14 protein-coding genes are annotated in these 17708 nt (G+C 67.5%); 6 read left to right on the top strand and 8 right to left on the bottom strand.

Annotated features, from left to right (window positions below; translation table 11 throughout):
- Positions 1–58: 58 nt before the first annotated feature.
- The gene (locus BM394_RS18935) at positions 59–2665 is read right to left on the bottom strand and encodes a helix-turn-helix transcriptional regulator (protein WP_245780300.1); all 2607 of its coding nucleotides are present in this window, start codon (positions 2663–2665) and stop codon (positions 59–61) included.
- Between the two features lie 78 nt (positions 2666–2743).
- The gene (locus BM394_RS18940) at positions 2744–4216 is read right to left on the bottom strand and encodes an Hsp70 family protein (RefSeq protein ID WP_139235266.1); all 1473 of its coding nucleotides are present in this window, start codon (positions 4214–4216) and stop codon (positions 2744–2746) included.
- Positions 4217–4531: 315 nt separating this feature from the next.
- Here BM394_RS18940 and BM394_RS18945 point away from each other — a divergent pair, with 315 nt between their 5' ends.
- From BM394_RS18945 to BM394_RS18955, 3 genes are all read left to right on the top strand, one after another.
- Complete coding sequence (locus tag BM394_RS18945; RefSeq protein WP_092980373.1) at positions 4532–5506, top strand: IniB N-terminal domain-containing protein; 975 nt, start codon at positions 4532–4534, stop codon at positions 5504–5506.
- A 228-nt stretch (positions 5507–5734) separates the two neighbouring features.
- Positions 5735–7546, top strand: coding sequence for a dynamin family protein (locus BM394_RS18950; RefSeq protein ID WP_092980486.1), 1812 nt, complete (start codon positions 5735–5737; stop codon positions 7544–7546).
- Positions 7543–9027, top strand: coding sequence for a dynamin family protein (locus BM394_RS18955; protein ID WP_092980375.1), 1485 nt, complete (start codon positions 7543–7545; stop codon positions 9025–9027). The genes BM394_RS18950 and BM394_RS18955 overlap by 4 nt, the downstream gene beginning before the upstream one ends.
- Positions 9028–9075: 48 nt before the next feature.
- Here BM394_RS18955 and BM394_RS18960 read toward each other — a convergent pair whose 3' ends face one another.
- The 3 genes from BM394_RS18960 to BM394_RS18970 form a co-directional block, all read right to left on the bottom strand.
- Entirely contained in the window at positions 9076–10293 is a 1218-nt protein-coding gene (locus BM394_RS18960; RefSeq protein ID WP_245780301.1) for a glycosyltransferase family 87 protein, read from the bottom strand.
- 296 nt (positions 10294–10589) lie between these two features.
- On the bottom strand, positions 10590–12035 hold the full coding sequence (locus BM394_RS18965) for a catalase (RefSeq protein ID WP_092980379.1): 1446 nt from the start codon (positions 12033–12035) through the stop codon (positions 10590–10592).
- A gap of 39 nt (positions 12036–12074) precedes the next feature.
- On the bottom strand, positions 12075–12527 hold the full coding sequence (locus tag BM394_RS18970) for a Fur family transcriptional regulator (RefSeq protein ID WP_092925462.1): 453 nt from the start codon (positions 12525–12527) through the stop codon (positions 12075–12077).
- A gap of 371 nt (positions 12528–12898) precedes the next feature.
- On the opposite strand from BM394_RS18970, the gene BM394_RS22905 reads away from it, so the two are divergent.
- Positions 12899–13429 carry a hypothetical protein gene (locus tag BM394_RS22905; protein ID WP_175530171.1) on the top strand — a complete coding sequence of 177 codons (531 nt, stop codon included), beginning with the start codon at positions 12899–12901 and terminating at the stop codon, positions 13427–13429.
- Positions 13422–14006 (top strand): DUF3558 family protein, encoded by a 585-nt coding sequence (locus BM394_RS18975; protein ID WP_175530172.1) that lies wholly within the window; start codon positions 13422–13424, stop codon positions 14004–14006. The genes BM394_RS22905 and BM394_RS18975 overlap by 8 nt, the downstream gene beginning before the upstream one ends.
- Positions 14007–14093: 87 nt before the next feature.
- Here BM394_RS18975 and BM394_RS18980 read toward each other — a convergent pair whose 3' ends face one another.
- Both BM394_RS18980 and BM394_RS18985 read right to left on the bottom strand, forming a co-directional pair.
- Complete coding sequence (locus BM394_RS18980; RefSeq protein WP_092980490.1) at positions 14094–14273, bottom strand: DUF397 domain-containing protein; 180 nt, start codon at positions 14271–14273, stop codon at positions 14094–14096.
- Between the two features lie 10 nt (positions 14274–14283).
- A complete protein-coding gene (locus tag BM394_RS18985; RefSeq protein ID WP_092980383.1) occupies positions 14284–15141 on the bottom strand; it encodes a helix-turn-helix domain-containing protein in 858 nt (285 codons plus the stop codon).
- A gap of 182 nt (positions 15142–15323) precedes the next feature.
- Between BM394_RS18985 and BM394_RS18990 the strand changes: the two genes are divergently transcribed.
- Positions 15324–15662 carry an HC3 family zinc finger protein gene (locus BM394_RS18990; protein WP_139235267.1) on the top strand — a complete coding sequence of 113 codons (339 nt, stop codon included), beginning with the start codon at positions 15324–15326 and terminating at the stop codon, positions 15660–15662.
- A gap of 394 nt (positions 15663–16056) precedes the next feature.
- Here the strand turns inward: BM394_RS18990 and BM394_RS18995 are convergent, their stop codons facing one another.
- Positions 16057–17466: a GntP family permease gene (locus BM394_RS18995; RefSeq protein WP_092980385.1), complete on the bottom strand. Its 1410-nt coding sequence runs from the start codon at positions 17464–17466 to the stop codon at positions 16057–16059.
- Positions 17467–17708 lie beyond the last annotated feature (242 nt).

Genomic DNA, 17708 nt, shown 5'->3' on the forward strand with positions numbered 1-17708 from the left:
CGAGAGCCGTGCGAGAGGTTCCGCCACGCGACCAACTACGGAAAGCGAGCCGAACCAATCACCTCAACAAGGAGCGGAGTTTCTCCAGCAGTTGCTGCCTGTCGGCGCAGTCCAGCCGCTGTTTGATCCGGCCGATGTGGTGCTCGACCGTCTTGGCCGAGATGAACAGCCGCTGGCCGACCTGCTTGTAGGTCATCCCGCCGAGCACCAGCTCGGCCACCTCCCGTTCCCTGTCGCTTAGCAGCTGCGCCTCACCACCCGCCGCGCCGATGTCCCCACCGGTTCCGCTCGACTGCCGCTGCGAACGGTTCCCCTTCCCGCTCAGTCCACGCGCGCATTCCAGCAGGGCGGGCATCGCGTTCCGGTCGGTGGTGCGGATCGCCGCCTGTCCGGCAAGTCCGGCACCGTCCCAGGCGAGTCCGACCGCGTGCAGCGTCCGTGCCGCGCTTTCCACCTCCGCCGGGTCCACCTCGTTTTCGAGCACGCGCAACCACACCTCCCCCGCCGCGGCCAGCGCGGCGGCGAGCTGGTTGTGCCGCGCCGTACGTTCGAGCACGGCGGCGTGTTCGGCCGCCCGGTCGTACTCCTCGACCACGATGGCGGCCTGCATCTCGCGCCAGCGCAGCGGAGCCGCCCACAGCGGGGGGTCGCCGAGCGCCGCCAGCAGTTCGTGTGCCTGCCGCAGCTGCGGCAGCAGCCACTCGCCGTCCCGCAGTCTCGCGGTGGCCACGGCGAGTTCGCCCAGCGGAAGCAACGCGAACAGGTCCACCGGGTGTTCGGCCATCGCCCGACGTGCCCTGGTGCGTGCCTGCCCCAGCGCCGCCATGTCGTTGTCGCGGCTCGCGATACCCGCCTCGATCGCCACCGCGTGCAGTCGATCACGCGGGGCGAGCTCACCGGTGCTGGACAGCAGTGCGCCGAGCTCCCGCTTGGCCACCGTGGTGTCACCCCGCAGCAGCGGTAACCAGGTGGCGAGCAACCGGTGCCTGGTGCGGAACAGCGGACCGCCGCTGTCGGCCGTGACGGCCCGCCGCAGCACCGAATCGGCGACGTCGTGCTCCCCGCAGTGCAGCGCGACCGTGGCCGCGACGGCTGCCGGGGTGTCCGGGGTGAGCAGCCCCCCACCGACGGGCTCGGCCAACGAGGCGGCTCGGACCAGTGCGTTCAGCGCCTCCGAAGCCGTACCGCCGACCGACTCGTGCAGGCCGGAGGCGAGCTGGGTGCTCGCCCCGGACACCGAGGTGGGTGCTTCTTCGGCTTCGGTACGCAGCAGTTCGACGGCCTCGCCGAGCCTGCCGGTGCAGATGAGTCCGAGCACGGCGCAGGAACTGTCCCCCGGCCAGCGGACGTGGCGGGCGGACCAGCGGCACAGCTCCGCGGCTCGTTCGGGCAGCCCGCGGTGTGTCAGCACCGCCGCCGCCACCTGGATGGCGGTGGCACGTTCGGAAGCGGTCTCGTCGGCTATCACCCGGTCGGCAAGGCGCAGCGCCTCGTCGAATCGTCCGGTCAGCGCGACCGCCCACGCCTTGCGGGCGGTGACCGAGGACGCGGGCAGACCGGTGGTCACGGCCGCGTCGAACATCCGAACCGCCACTTCCGGGGACTCGCCCACTTCCGAGGACTGGCCCATTTCCGAAGACTGGCTCAGTGCCTGGCCGCCCGCGGTGTCGAAGGCGGCTGCCAGCGTTTCGTCGCACGGCAGGACGGACTCGGTTCCCAGCAGCGGCCGCAGCAACGGCAGCACGGGGCCACCGCGGTCCAGTCGGACGCGCAGCAGCACGCGCAACACCGCCAGTCGTTCTTGCCAGTCGGTCAGTTCCAGCACGGCACGGGCGACCATGGGCGGGGGCGTGTCGGTGTCGTCCAGCAGACCGGCGGAGCGCAGTGCCGCCACGGCGGTGGCGATCTCGGGGGATTCCTCGTCGAGCACGGTGGCCAGCAGCGCGGGATGTGGTTCGGCACCGACGGCGAGCGCGGTGAGGCAACCGCGCACGGTTCGGTCCAGTGCGGACAGTTCGTGGTCGAACCTGTCCAGTGCGGACCGCGGCAGGCGCTCCGCCCCACCGGCGGCGAGCTCACGTGGCTCCAGCGTTTCGAACGCGCGTCCCACAAGGGCGGGAACTCCGCCGGTGAACATCCGCAGCCGCTGCGCCGCCTCGGCGTCGCCCGGCGCCCCGGGGACCGTGCGGAGCACTTCGGCTATCTCGGTGACGCCGAGCTCGGGCAGGTCCACGACCGGTCTGCCCGTGGCGAAGCGTGCGCAGAGCCGCGCCAGTTCCTCCGGGAACGGCCAGGGACGGCAGGCCAGGATCACGCGTACCGGCCCGGCGACGGCCAGGGCCTCCACCTCGCGCAGTGTGGCGGGGTGCAGCAGGTGGGCGTCGTCGAGCAGCAGCGCGGCAGCGCCGGAGCGGATCTCCGCCGGGTCGAAGTCGGCCGATTCACGCACCGTGGCGCCCACTTCGCGGTAGGTGCGGGCGAGCAGGTTCAGCAGACTCGTCTTGCCGTACCCGCCGGGACCACGCACCACAGCGGTGAGGGGTTTGTTCGGGTTGGCGGCTATCTCCTTCCGCAGGCGCGTGGCCTCGCGGTGTTGTGCGACCTCCCACAGCCGGGCTGCTGAACCCGCGTCCGGCGCGGGCCGTGTGGCGCTGGGGTGATTCACGAGCGGTCCCAATCGGTGAGCGGTGTTCGGTGGGCGCGGCGGAACGGCTTCGCCCTGGAGAGGCCGGATCTCGACCTGTCACAGCAAGCCGGGTAACGCGGGCTGTTGCCCGCCGAATCCCTGTACGAAGGTCATTACCAACCCGAGAATGATCAAAATTGCCGCGAGCGACAATTTGACGATCTTAAACACTTTCCGTTTCGGGGGAGGTTCGATGTGCATCGGTTCGACTTCCACCGGCGGTCGGAGCGGCCGGGCCGAACGGTCCGGGACGGCCTCGGACTCGTCCCCTCCCCGATCGTCCAGCGGGTCGTAGCCGTACTCGACGGCCTCGTTCTCGATGGAGTCCTCCACTCGCAGCAGCACGCTGGTCTCGGCTCGCGCGGCGGCGCGGTCGGTGGCCGCGGCGAGCACCTCGGCCGCACGGCACGCCGCTCCGCGTGCCGCCACCAGCTCGGGGAAGCCGTCGACGCGTACCGGTACCGCCTCGGCGTCCCTGCCCGGGAGTTGCTCGCGAAGACGCTGCCGCACCAGCTCGTGCAGCAGCGGTGTGTGTGCCGGACCACCGGCCAGCACCACCGCTTCCAGCTCGCCCGGGCTGAGGGAGGCGGACTGCACCGCCTGCGAGAGCTTCTCGGGAAGCAGTTCCAGGTGCGGCCGGGCGAGTTGCTCGTAGCGAACCCGCGCGAGCAGGATCTCCCGGGAGAACCGGGGCAGCACCACGCTCACCCCGGCCGTGTCCCTGGTGGACAGTTCCTCCCTGGCGCGGGTGCATTCCTCCCGTATTCGGGCGACCGTCGCGCGGTTGCGGGGATCGGTGGGGTCCAGTTCGGACAGCGCTCCGCCCAGTTCGTCGCGTAGTTGTCCGACGATCAGGTCGTCGAGATCACGACCCGCCGGGCGGGGGCCGTACACCGTGACGCCGCGAAGTTCCAGTTCGGCACCGTGCTCGCCCACTCCCTCGTCCTGCCGGTGCGACTCGCGTCTGCGCAGCACGGTGGCATCGGCACCGCTGCCGCCCACGTTGCCGACGACTATCGACGCGCCCGCGGAGACCGGCTGTCTGGCGATGTAGTCGGTGGCCACCGCGAGCGGTTCCGGCAGCAGGGTCACATCGGTGAGGCCGAGTTCGGCCAGCGCACGCCGCAGCAGGTGGGTCCGGTGCGTTCCCCACGTGGCGCTGTGCGACACGGCGATGTGCTCGGCGGGGCCACCGTGCCTGCTCGCCACTTGGTCGGCCACCCACTCCACCATGCCCGCGGCCAGGCGATGGGCGGCCACGAGTTCACCTCCGAGCGGCAGCGGGGTGTCCTCACCGAGTTCCGCGACGAAATCGGTACTCACCCATTCGGGAGATTCGGCCGCTCTGCTCGCGGCGGCCTCGCCCGCCAAGCGGGAGCCGTCCGGCAATCGACCCAGTGCGGTGGGAACCGCCGCACGGGAGTGGCCCAACGGGAACGGCGCGGCGGGTGCCCACCGCCCACCGTCACGCGCGACGACCGCCGCCGAAGTACTGGTCGCGCCCAGATGAACCCCGAGAACGTAAGGCATGCCATCCCTTCCGGCCTACCTGGTTGGACTTGCTTTGCCACAGGGCTTTGCCACAGGGCGATCGCGCGGGGTTCGTCCGGTAAGCCCGCCGGTCCAACCTAGCGTGGACTCGATTACGCAAAGATGTGACCCGCTCCATTGATCCCCTAACGAGTGACACACCAAAGTCCCCCTAACAGGTTCATCAATAACTAGGAGTGGCTCCCGATGGGTAGGGGCCGCCAGCCACGTAGCTTCTTCAATCAGGAGCGGGGACACCGATTCCCTCGCCCGGCTTGAGAAGACCTACGGCTTGAGTTCAGGAGAACGCCAGCGATGCCGAACGCACAGCCGGAACAGGCCGACGGGCGAGACGGTGCCCGGTTATCCACCTCGGGGACGGACACTCGAACAACGGCCACGCCGGAACAACCGACACTGCAGGAGTTCCTGACACGTCTGGTCGGCAATCCGGAAGCGCGTTCGGCTTTCGACGCCGATCCGCGTGGCGCGCTGGAGAGTGCCGGCCTCGGAGAGCTGAACGCGACACAGGTGCTGCACGCCTCGTCGCTGGTGCTGGACTACGCACCCGCCGAGCTCGTGACCGACTACGGACGCACGGTGCAACCCGGCATCGACACGTTCGCCGCGAGCACGCAGCACGTCGCGATCAACCAACTCGATCCCGCACAAGTTCCAGAGCCGCAGGAAGCGACGGATACGAACATGAGCCTGTTGGACAACGACAACTCCGCGAGCCCGAACTACTCCTCCGACGGCGACGTCGACAGGGAGATGGAGCAGAACATCGACATCGACAACCAGGACTCGCAGAACCTGGTCAACGTGCACGACGTCGTCAGCGGCAACGACGTCGCCAGCGGCAACGACGTCGCCAGCGGCAACGAGGTCGCGGGCAACGCTGTCGGCGCCGTGGGCAACACCGTCGGCGCGGTCGGCAACACCGTCGGCGGTGTGGACGACACCGTTGACAACACGGTGAACACGGTCGGCGGCACCGCCAACGGCGCGGTCGGCGAAGCCACCGACACAGTGGACGGCACCGTGGACACCGGTGTCGACGTGGCCGTGGGCGCCGCCGACACCGCACTGGACACCACGGGCGACCTCCCGGTCGACGACGTGACGAGCACGGTCGAGGGCGTGGCCGGTGACGCCACCGGCGGCGTGGCCTCCGAGGATGCCGCGGGCACTCTGGACGGCGCCACCGGTGCCGTCGGCGGCACCGTGGGCCAGGCCGAGGACGTCGTCGGGGGCGTTACCTCGGACCTGCCGCTCGACCTGATGTGAGCCGGCGGCGCTGATGCGAGCCGACGGCGCTGCCGTCGAACGTGCTCTTACCTGAGCGGGCGGACGCGCCGGGGATCCGTATGCCCCTCTCTCCACGGATCCCCGGTGGTTCGATCGCCGCCGCGTCCGCGCTTCGCGGCGGCGATTCCGCTCCCGGGTAACGCACGGACCGACACGACTACGTTGTCCGCCTTCACCTCCGATCGTGTGCACGTGCACAATCCCATCGTGATCGAAACGGCACTCGTGGAACTCCTCGACAGCGCGGAAGCGGAATGCGCCGAAGCCGGAAGAACGGATCTGGGAAACCGACTACGACGGATCCGCAACCGGGTGCTCGATCCCGACCAGCTCGTCCTGGTGGTGGGCGAGCCCGACCAGGGCAAGAGCGAACTGATCAACTCACTGGTCAACGCCCCGGTGTGCGGCAGCGGTGAGAACGTCAGCACGAGCGTGCCCAGCCTGGTGAGGCACTCGGACGAACCGACGGCACAGCTCGTCGAGCAGGAGACGGCGCGGAGCCCGGTGGGCGGTAACCGCTCCCGAGTACCCATCGAGTCACTGGGCGAGGAGCTGGAACGCGCGCTGGTGGCCGGGCACCGGGTGGGCCGAACCGAGATCGGAGTCCCCCGCGCCCTGCTGGAGAACGGACTCGCGCTGATGGACACGCCCGCCGTGGGCGGAGTCACCAACTCGTTGGGCTCGGTCACCGAGGAAGCGGTCGCCGAAGCGGACGCGCTGCTCATGGTCTCCGACGCCACCCAGGAACTGACCACCAACGAGTTGAACTTCCTGCGACGCGCGACCGCGTTGTGCCCCAACGTGGCACTGGTCCAACCCAAGACCGACGTGGTGCCGGAGTGGCGGCACATCGTCGAGCTCAACCGCAAGCACCTGTCCAACGCGGGCATCGCGGGCAGGATCTTCCCCGTGTCGGCCCGCATCCGCGCACTGGCCACCCGTGACAAGAGCAAGGACCTCAACACCGAGTCCGGGTTTCCCGCGCTGCTGGACTACCTGCGCAAGGAGATGGCCGGGGCGCACGAACAGCTGACCCGCAAGCTGGTCGCCCACAACGTCACGGACTCGATCGACACGATCACCGGCGAGCTGCGGGAGGAACTCGGCAATCAGAGCCCGCGCACCGCCACCGAGACGCTGTTGGAACTGGAGACGGCACAACGTCGTGCCGAGGACCTCAAACGACTGTCCGGGCGCTGGCAGAAAACCCTGTCCGACGGGGTGCAGGAGCTCTACTCCGACATCGAGTACGACTTCCGGGAACGAAGCTGGGCGGTACTGCACCAGGCGAACGAGACCCTGGACGAGGCCGACCCGAGCACCAACTGGGACGAGTTCGAGGCATGGCTCCGTGACAGCCTGAACACGGCGATCGCCGAGACCTTCGACTGGCTGGACCGGCGGCGGGAGCGGATCACCGAGCAGGTGGCCGACGAACTGCTGCGGGAACAGGTGCGGACGCTGCCGAGCAGCGACGCCATCCCCGTTCCGGATCCGCTGTCTCGAGTCCCCGCCCCGAAGGCACCGAAGAACGCGGGCTACCCGCGCAGGGACCAGATGCTGACCGGACTGCGCGGTTCCTACGGCGGGGTGCTGATGTTCGGCCTGATGACGAGCATGGCCGGGCTGCCGCTGATGAACGTGATCTCCATCTCCGCGGGACTGCTGCTGGGCAGCAAGAGCCTCAACGAGGAGAAGGACACGCGGCTCAAGCGCAGGCAGACCGAGGCACGCGCCGCGGTGCAGCGCTATGTCGAGCACGTGGTCTTCCAGGTGAACAAGGAGGCCCGCGACGCCATCCGGAACACGCACCAGACGCTGCACGACCACTGCAACCGGATCACCGAACAGGCACAGATCCGGATCAGCCGCTCTATCCAGGAGACCAAACGGATGGCCGAACAGAGCGCGGTGGATCGCGACGCCCGGGCCAGGGAGATCAAGAAGAAACTGGAGGAGCTCGGCACACTGCGCAAACGGGCGGGATCGCTGACGTCCAACCGGATAGCGGCCGCATGACCACGGCACACGACACCGGCCCGACCACCGCGCTGCTCTCCCAGGCCAGGGAACTGCTGCTGCGGACCATGACCTTCTACCGGGACGACCCCCGCACCGCGGGTTGGCTGCGGACCCGGCTCGAGCGGCTCTCCGAACCGCTGCGCATGGCGGTGACCGGGCGAGTGAAGTCCGGCAAGTCCACGCTGATCAACGCGCTGGTCGGGGCCGAACTCGCCCCCACCGACCCGGAGGAACGCACCCAGGTCAACACGGTGTTCCGCTACGGTCCCGAACCCAGGATCACGGTGCACACCCCGCACGGCGCGCAGCGGAACATGCCGGTGGACGAGCTCGACCCCGCCACCATCCGGGATCTGCAACGCTGGCGTCCGGACGAGGTGGCGCGCCTGGTCATCGAGTCCCCGTCCCCCGGGCTGCAGGCGATCACCCTGATCGAGACGCCGGGAGTAGCCTCCACCGCGGTCAAGGAGACCGGCAGGTCGGCACTGGCGCAGATCCTCTCCGAAGCCGACTCGGTGCTCTACCTGACCAGACAACCGCAGCAGATCGACGTGCAGTTCCTCGAATCGGTGCACGAACTGCGGGTGGCCCGGCGCGCACCGATCAACACGATCCTCGCGTTGTCGCGGGCGGACGAGGTGGCCGGCGGTGACCACGAATCCGTCGAAGCGGCCGGAAGAGTGGCGAACGCGTACCGGGACGACCCCAAGCTCCGCACTTTCGTGCAGTACGTGCTGCCGGTGTCCGGGCTGCTGGCGCAGGGCGGCAGCACCCTCGGACAGTCCGAGTTCGAGGCGCTGTCCCGGCTGGCCGCGCTGCCCCGCGAGCAACTGGACGAACTGCTGCTGTCCGCCGACCGGTTCGCGAGTTCAGCGACCCCGGAGTCCGTCGAGCCCGGCACGCGGCGGGAGCTGCTGCGCCGCTTCGGACTGTTCGGGCTGCACAGCGCGCTGACCGCTCTCGCGGCGGGCGGAATCGACCACGGCAGACTGCGGCGTCAGCTGCTCACCGAGAGCAGGATCGGCGAGCTGCAGGAGGCGGTTCACCTGCAGTTCGTCGAACGTCAGGAGGCGCTGCGGGCGCGCTCGACCCTGCTCGCGGTGGACATGGCGTTGCGGGCCAATCCCCGTTCCGGGGACAAGCAGTTGCAGGGCGAGCTGGATCGCCTGCTGAGCAACGCGCACGAGTGGGACGAGCTGCGGGTGTTGTCCGGACTGTGGTCCGGGCAGTTGTCGCTGCCCGGCAGGCTCCGCGAGGAGGCGGAACGACTGCTCGGCGCGCACGGCGACCAGCCGGTGGCGAGGCTGGGAGCTCCGCCCCAGGCGGGGGCGCGGGATCTCGCGGAACGCGCGGGCGAGGCCGCACGGCGATGGCGGGTGCTGGCCGCCGATCCACTGCGCGACCGGGACCACCGGGAGGCGGTGTGGACGGTGTTGCGCAGTTGTGAGCGGTTGCTGGCGGCGAACATCGGGCAGTAGCCCGGACGTCGCAGGAGTCAAGCGATCCCGGCGTCACCCGATCCGGCGTCAGCCGGCCCGTTCTCCGGTACGAACCAGCGAAGCGAGGTAACGAGCGCTCGGTTCGCGTTCCGGCACGCCACGGGAGGACCGCAGCAACGAGAACGTCGTCAGCACGACCAACGACACGCCCAGGATCACGAACGAGGCGGCGCGGACCTGGTCCACCGGTGGGAGATGCAGCATCAGGTGCCGGTTCAGCGGCAACCACACGAACGGCGCCCAGTGGGTCACGCCGATCGAGACCACCGCCGTGACCAACCAGAGCTTGCTACGGCTGCGCAGCCCGTACAGCACCATGAACAGCAGTGCGGGTGCGAGCCACACCCAGTGGTTGGACCAGGAAGTGGGTGAGACCAACAACGCCACCAGCCCGATGATCGCCAAGGCCAGCGCGTCGGACGCGTTCCGGACGCAGTAGACGGTCGCCGCCCCCAGCACCGCGCATATCAGTACCCACAGCGACACCTGCGCGACCCCGGAGAGATCGGTCCGGCTCAGCACCGCCAGTACGGTCTGGTTGCTGCGCAGTGGTGAACCGAAGGCCGCGGCGGCCGGTCCCTGGGTGAACCAGTACTTGACCGAGGCCTCGAAGTCCACCAGGAAACCGAGCAGTGTCGCCAGGAACGCGGTGAGCACCACCGTGCCCGCCGCCCTGAAATTCTTGCGCAGCAGAAAGAACAATAAGAAAGCGCCCGGGACGAGTTTGATCGCGGCGGCGATTCCCACCAGCATTCCCCGCGGCCAACGCGGATTACGCACGAGACAATCCGCCGCGACAATCCCCATCAGCAGGATATTGATCTGCCCCTGCGCGAAACACCCGAAAACCGGTTCGAGAAGAAGTGAGATCCTGGCCAGTGCCACGGAGAAGGCGAAGCACAGCAGCGGATCACCGCGGGGCCAGGTCCGCCGGAACACGAGGTAGAAGGTGGTGACCAGGGCGACCGCGTTCAGCACGTAGAGCAGCGCGATGTCGACCTTGAGCGGAAGCACGGCCAGCGGAGTCAGCGGCAACAGCGCGAACGGGGGATACACCCAGGGCAGGGGGTCCTCGTTGGTCACGGTGGCTCCGGAGGGCATCACGTCCCAGCCGTTGAGCCAGGACTCGACGGCCCAGCGATAGACCCCGTGATCCGGCCAGTAGTCCTGGGCCGATATCCACGCCCAGAATTCCCAACCGAGGGCGATGACGGACAACGTGATGATCCCGAGCGAGACAATCACCCGAGAATTTCCCCGTTTAGTGTTCGTTCTCACATTTTCCGGAGAAGTCGGGACGCCCCGGGAGCCGCGCTCGACAACCGTACGATCACTCCGCATCGAGCGACAATCTACCCCAAACGCGGTCCGTGCCAGGGGCGCGTCCGAGAGGTCCTGGCGTGAGAACGGTTTCCACGCGAGAACCGGGCCCGGCGACGCGGTGGTCGCCGGGCCCGGTTCGGTGGTGGTAGCCGCGGTCAGCGGTCGGGGTGGACGCCGCCCGTCGGACGGGCGACGTCACCGGACTGTCGGAAACCCGCTCAGCCCTCGACCTTCTCGGCGATCTTGTCGCCGGTGTCCTTGTCGACGTTGCGCCAGTACTGCAGCGCACGCTCGAGGATCGGCTGGCTGACGCCCTTGGACAGGTGGCCCGCGACGTTGTTCACGAAGCGCTGCCGCTCCTCGTCGCTGAAGACCTCGCGGACCATGGTCCCGGCCTGGCCGAAGTCGTCGTCCTCGGAGTGCAGCTGGTAGGCCGAGCGGACGACCTCCTGCTCGATCCCGCTGGCGGTGTCCTCGCTGCCGTTGCGGGTGTCGGCGTGCGGGCCGCCGTAGGAGTTCGGCGCGTACACCGGGTCCTGCCCGTAGCCGAACCGCATCGGGCCGTCCTTGGAGTAGGAGTTCACCTCCGAGACCGGACGGTTGACCGGCAGCTCCATGTAGTTCGGGCCGATCCGGTACCGGTGGGCGTCCGGGTAGGCGAACGACCGGCCCTGCAGCATCTTGTCCGGGGAAAGACCGATGCCCGGCACCGTGTTCGCCGGCTCGAAGGCGGACTGCTCGATCTGCGCGAAGTAGTTGTCCGGGTTGCGATCGAGCACGAACCGGCCGACCTTGATCAGCGGGTAGTCGCCGTGCGGCCACACCTTGGTGAGGTCGAACGGGTTGAACCGGTAGTCAGCGGCCTCCTCGTACGGCATGACCTGCACGTACAGCGTCCAGCTCGGGTTGTTGCCCGACTTGATGCTGGTCCAGAGGTCACGGATGTGAGCGTCACTGTCCTCACCGGCCAGCCGGTCGGCCTCCTCCTGGGTGAGGAAGTCGTGGCCCTGGTCGGTCTTGAAGTGGTACTTGACCCAGAACTTCTCGCCCTTGGCGTTCTCCCACAGGTAGGTGTGCGAACCGTAGAGGTTCATGTTCCGCCAGGTCTTCGGGATGCCCCGGTCACCCATCAGCCAGGTCACCTGGTGTGCCGACTCGGGGCACTGGCTCCAGAAGTCCCACTGCATGTCGTGGTCACGCAGGTGGTTGTCGGCCCGGCGCTTCTGGGAGTGGATGAAGTCCGGGAACTTGATGGCGTCCCTGATGAAGAACACCGGGGTGTTGTTGCCGACGAGGTCGTAGTTGCCCTCGGAGGTGTAGAACTTGATCGCGGTACCGCGCGGGTCACGCCAGGTGTCGGGGGACCCCAGCTCGCCCGCGACCGAGGAGAACCGGATCAGGGTCTCGGTCTTCACTCCCGGCTGGAACAGCGCGGCCTTGGTGTACTGGCTGACGTCCTCGGTGGTCTCGAAGAAACCGAAGGCGCCGCCACCCTTGGCGTGCACCACGCGCTCGGGCACCCGCTCGCGGTTGAACTGGGCGTTCTTCTCGATCAGGTAGTGGTCCTGCAGCAGCGCGGGACCGTTGGTGCCCGCCGTCAGCGAGTGGTCGTCGCTTGCCACCGGGATACCGGCGTTGGTCGTCGTGGGCCGTGGCGAACTCACGAGCGTCCCTCCTTGTGTGGTGATTTCGGTGTCCGTCGACTAATCGGTCGCGGACGCGCAGTCGGGGCACAGACCCCAGAAGACGATCTCCGCCTCGTCGATGCTGTAACCAGCCGTCGACGACGGGACCAGGCACGGAGCCGAACCGTGGACGCAGTCCACGTCCTCGGCGCGGCCGCATGCCCGACACACCAGATGATGATGGTTGTCGGCGGTACGGCATTCGAACCTGGCCGGATGCCCGGCGGGTTCGATCCTGCGTAACAGCCCGGCCGAAGTACACGCGTGCAGCACGTCGTAGACGGCTTGGGTGGAAACTGAGCCGAGAGTCCGCCGTACGGCACCCGCCACCTGGTCCGCGGTGGAATGCGGATTGTCGGACAGCCAACCGAGCACGGCCACACGCGGGCCCGTCGCGCGCAGCCCCGCGGCGCGCAGCCGTTCCCGCGTACTGTCCGCCGCCTGACCGCCGGATGTCGTACTGGATGTCATAGCAACGTCAGTATGCCACGCACAGATTGGAATAAGTCAAGAAAACACTCGGAGAACGACCACCGATCGTGCGAAAACCGTGACGGACGCGACATCCGCCACGGTTCGCGAGGTACTCGGGGCACGGCCGGGTCGGCGTCGATTTCTCGCGAAATCGCCGGGGCGAGTGGGGGCGGCACGGTACCGAGCCCCATCACTCCAGCGGCCGGAACGGGCACGGACGAGTCCCGCACCACCGTGCTTTCGGATCACGTGTTCCCGGCCTCGTGGAGTGATGATCGCTGTAAACTCACCTCGAATGTGATCACACTCGCGAGTGAGCTGAAACCGAGCAGGCAATCCAGCGTTCCGGCGATGTGCGAGGAGAGACCGTGGCCGAGAACAACGAACCACCGACGGATGAAGCCGAGCCCATCGAGATGGACGCCGCGGACCAGGCGGCGATGGAAAACACCGCCAGCGAGCTACCCGCTTCGTTCCTGACCGGCACCACGGCACAGAAGCTGGTCGAGATCGCACGGATCCAGGAACGGGCCAACGACAAGGCTCGGCTCGCCGAAGCGCGGGGTGACAACACCCGCATGGTCGTCGACCCCGAGGAGGTCGACGGTCTCGCGAGCTTCTTCGAGGACAAGGCGGAGGAGCTACAGCAACGAGTTCAGAGAGTGCAAGAGCTCGGCAGTGTTCCCGCGCCGGGTACCGATCCGGTGAGCGCGGGTGCCACCGAGCAGCACAGCCGCGTGGGCGCGGGCGACGATCGGGCCTACCTGGAGAACTACCTCGAACTCGTCAAGGTGTTCCAGGACACCGCCGCCAGCCTGCGCTCCAGCGCGAAACAGACCCGCACCGACGACGCCGAGGTCGCCGACAGCCTCGAACGAGGAGGGAACGACCTTGCGTAACACCGCCGCCTGCGGGATCGCCGTGCTGACGAGCCTGCTGCTGGCGGGCTGCGGCGGACCCGCCGCCGAGGAACCCCAGGCATCCGAGACCACCACCAAGACCGGGCAACCCACCTCGGAGAACACGGGCAGCCCGCTACCCGAGCGCACCGCACCGGCCAAGGACTTCCAACTCGCCGACGTCTGCGACATCGTCCCCGAGAACCGCTGGCGCGCGCTCGGAGCGGATCAGGAACCCGAGCCAAACGACGGGAACGGCAACCATCTGTGCGAGTACCAAAAAGGAAAAGCCGGTGAGACAGGAAGCTGGTCGGTTTCCCTCGGCAAGAACCAAGCACGCGGTTTGCACGAATCCATCCAGGCACACCCGGATGGAGAAGAAGTCAGCGTCGCGGGGTATCCGGCCTACAAGTCCGAGACCAGTGTCGGCTGCCTCTACTACGTCGACGTATCCGACGAGGCTTCGCTACTGGTGAGCGGCGTTTCCAGCATCGGCGAAGACGGAAGCATCCCCACCAAGTGCGACCTGTTCAAGAAGTTCGCCACGGCCGCCGTCGAGAATCTGCCCGACACGTAAAGCGCGCGATGCCCCACCCGGCCGCGCCGCGAACGACGAACACCGCTTCACGTGCGGCGCGGTTGGAAGACTCCGACCACGAGCGGTTCAGCTCCGCCCGAGCATCCCGAGGAAGTCGCTCCACCGCCGAGGATCGAACGTCAGCGCGCCACCCTCGCGGTCCTTGGTGTCCCGCACCCCCACCGACTGGGAGGTCACCGCCACCTCCACACAGGCGTTGGAAGTGGCACTGTAGCTGGATTTGGACCATACGTCCTGCTCACGCATGATTTTCACATTACCCTCCCAGCGCCTCTCTGATGAACCGCAGGGACACCGATCGGTCGTACGCGTGTTTGACCACCTCCTCGTAGGTAAGGCTGTACTGATGGACACGGATCGGGTTGTCGATCACATCGGTCGATGTGACCGTTTCCTGCCAAACGAGGTTCGGCAGTTTCGGACTCGGAAAACTGACGATGTGGAACGTGGAGGCTCCGAGTGCGCCGTGAGCACCGGCATCGAATGGCACCACCAGGAGTTTCAGCGACTCGGGAAGCTGCTCGATCACCTTGATGAGGTGCTCGAGCTGCTCCGCGTGCACCTCGGGACCACCTACCTGCTGCCGTAGAGCGGCTTCGCTGATCGCGACGGTCAATCGCAGCGGCTCTTCCCCGAAAAGTCGTTGTTGACGAATCGCCCGAGCTTCCACACGTCTTTCCACTTCGGAAACGGGTATGTTCGGGGTGTCGGAAGAGATGACAGCTCGTGCGTACGAATTCGTCTGGAGCAGTCCGGGGATCAGCAGGCTCTCGTAGGTTCGCACGGCCTCGGCACCGTGTTCGTAACCGAAGTACCGCAGCACATCCTGGTCGAACAAGCCGGAGAACTTGCTCCACCATCCCCTGAGAACGGCGTCGGACCGCAGCTCGACGAGTTCCCGGTACTCCTCGGCATCCAGACCGTACACGTCGATCAGCTCATCGAGCTTGGCTTCCGATATCTTGCGTTTACCTCGCTCGATGTCGCTGAGGTAGTTCTGCGCTATCCCGATCCGTCCCGCTGCTTCCACCGCTGTGAAGTCCAGCGCCTCGCGCTCTTCGCGCAAGCGAAGTCCCAGCTCCCATGCTGCGACCGTCGATGATGGTGGCGCCATGCGGCTCCTTTCGGCATTCCGTTTTTGCAAAGCCTACGGGAGATCGACAATCACTCTAACGTGTTCTATCTGTAGCGATATCGCTACTTATAGAATAAGAACAGGGCGGCTTCGAGTCATCCCCCGACCGAGGACTCGAAGCCGCCGCTCGTCCCGAACGTGGAGCAGCCAGGAGGTACGACATGCTCGACAGCTTGGAGTGGCAAGGCCCGGTGGTGTGGTGGAACCCGGTGGGCGGTTGGCGGCACGCCTTCACCCCGGATCAACGCCCACACCCCGGGCAGGAGCGCGAAACCCTGTGTGAACGGACGGTCACCCTCATCGAACCGTCCGATGTGGACTGGCTGATGCCGACCTGCGACACCTGCATGACCGCTGCGATCCGCAGACGCGACGACCGAACGGAACGCGACCGGCACACGCACACCGGACCATGGGCGAGCCCGCTGTTCGGACACCCGCCCCCGGCCGAACCAGGCGGGGATACGGCGACCGACGACTACTTCCCCTGGTCACGCTGAACCGGAAGCCCCTCCAGGAGCGCGGCCCCACACCCGGCGATCTCCCACGCAATCGCCGGGGCCAGTGGGGTGGTGCGGTACCGACGGCGTCGATTTCTCGCGAAATTGACACCCGGGAGGGCGGTGCGGCGGCCCGGCCTGGGGTGGCCGTCGATTTCTCGCGAAATCGCCGGGCCACCAGCACCGACGAGTAGCCACACTCCCACCACTCCCGCAGGCCGAACTCCGACCACCCTCGCGGTCGGCACCACGGCGGGTTCTCCCGTGCGGCTCTCGCGAGGAAGGTCCGACGTTGTGTAGTAACTACCCGATGTCGGGCCTCCCCGCAGCGAGAGCCGTGCGAGAGGTTCCGCTGCACGACCCGCTACGAAAACCGGGCCGACAGCGGAGAGTCCTAGAGGAAGATGGAGAGTATCCAGGAGATCAGGAACCCGACCACACCGATCAGCGTCTCCATCACGGTCCACGTCTTGAGCGTGGTCGGCACGTCCATGCCGAGCAGCCTGCCGACCAGCCAGAAGCCGGAGTCGTTGACGTGCGAGAGCACGGTCGCGCCCGAGGCGATGGCGATGACGATCAGGCACAGGTCGATGGAGGTCAGTCCGGAAGCGGCCGAGACCGCGGGAGCGATGAAGCCCGCGGAGGTGGTAAGCGCGACGGTCGCGGAGCCCTGCGCCACACGCATCACCACGGCGATGAGGAAGGCGGCGACGATCAGCGGGATCCCCGCACTGTTGAGTCCTTCGGCCAACGCGTTGCCGACCCCGGCCTCGGCGAGCACCGCACCGAACATGCCGCCGGCGCCCGTGATGAGGATGACCGCGGCGATCGTCGAGAGGCTGGCGGTGAGCTCGTTCTCGATCTCCTTGCCGCGCATGCCGCGCTTGAGGCCGAGCACGACCGAGGCCACCAGCACCGCCACGGCCAGGGCTACCGGGCTCTGTCCGATGAGGATGGCGGCCTGCACCACCTGCGACTCGGAGTCGACCACGTCCTCGGAGATCAGCGTGTTCAGGCCGGTGCGCAGGAAGATCAGCACCAGCGGCAGCAGCAGGAGGCCGATGACGGCCCCCATGCTCGGCCTCGGCTTGTCCGGAGCGGTGTCCTGCCCCGAGGCGGTGGAGTTCTCCGGTACGGGCAGGAAGACCCGGCTGCCGTTCCAGAGCCCGAACGCGTAACCGGAGATGAGCCAGGTCGGGATGCCGACCACGAGCCCGATCAGCAACAGCAGGCCGGTGTTGGCCCCGATGAGTCCGGCGGCCGAGACCGGACCGGGGTGCGGCGGGACGAAGGCGTGCATGACGGCGAAAGCGCCCACCACCGGCAGCGCGTACCGCAGTACCGAGCCGCCGAGCCTGCGGGCGACCGTGAACACGATGGGCAGGAAGATGACCACACCGGCGTCGAGGAAGATCGGGAAACCGAACAGCAGTGCGGCTGTACCGAGCGCGAGCGGTGCCCGGCGCTCACCGAACCGACGTACCAGCGCTTCGGCCAGTACCGAGGCACCGCCGGATATCTCCAGCATCCGCCCGAGCATCGCGCCGAAGCCGACTATCAGGGCTACTTCGGCGAGCGTCCCCCCGAGACCGTCGTTGAGGGTGCTCATCACCTCGTCGAGCGGTATGCCCAACACCAGCGCGGTCGCGATGCTGACGGCCAGCAGCGCGATCATCGGCTGCAACTTGAGGAAGACGATCAGCAACAGCAAAACCGCGACAGCGCCCGCGGCCACGGTCAGCGTGAGCCCCGGCCCCAGTGCGGAGTGGGCGACGGGCTCGGCCGCCGCGATTACTCCTCGCAAGAATCTGCCCCTTTGTCGATACTGGGCATCACCCGAACGGATGCCGAACGGGCAGAATCCTCACAAGGCGAATACCCTGACCGCTAGTGCTCTGTATCGCTTCAGTCATACTTTTTTTCAATGGCGTTCACATTGTTGACACAAAGCTCTGACGGATGATAACAGCATGTAATCGATCAAGGGAGCTGTTCGCTCAGCGACCACTGGCGCGACTCGCCCGACGGAGCACCGAACACACGAAC

Source organism: Actinopolyspora lacussalsi subsp. righensis (assembly GCF_900116555.1).
Taxonomy (GTDB): domain Bacteria; phylum Actinomycetota; class Actinomycetes; order Mycobacteriales; family Pseudonocardiaceae; genus Actinopolyspora; species Actinopolyspora lacussalsi.

What these genes read in the sequence shown, in the direction of transcription:
- BM394_RS18990 (WP_139235267.1), top strand. Translation starts at nt 15,324, where the DNA reads ATGCTCGACAGCTTGGAGTGGCAAGGCCCGGTGGTGTGGTGGAACCCG.
- BM394_RS18945 (WP_092980373.1), top strand. Translation starts at nt 4,532, where the DNA reads ATGCCGAACGCACAGCCGGAACAGGCCGACGGGCGAGACGGTGCCCGG.
- BM394_RS18955 (WP_092980375.1), top strand. Translation starts at nt 7,543, where the DNA reads ATGACCACGGCACACGACACCGGCCCGACCACCGCGCTGCTCTCCCAG.
- BM394_RS18980 (WP_092980490.1), bottom strand. Translation starts at nt 14,273, where the DNA reads ATGCGTGAGCAGGACGTATGGTCCAAATCCAGCTACAGTGCCACTTCC.
- BM394_RS18985 (WP_092980383.1), bottom strand. Translation starts at nt 15,141, where the DNA reads ATGGCGCCACCATCATCGACGGTCGCAGCATGGGAGCTGGGACTTCGC.
- BM394_RS18940 (WP_139235266.1), bottom strand. Translation starts at nt 4,216, where the DNA reads ATGCCTTACGTTCTCGGGGTTCATCTGGGCGCGACCAGTACTTCGGCG.
- BM394_RS18970 (WP_092925462.1), bottom strand. Translation starts at nt 12,527, where the DNA reads ATGACATCCAGTACGACATCCGGCGGTCAGGCGGCGGACAGTACGCGG.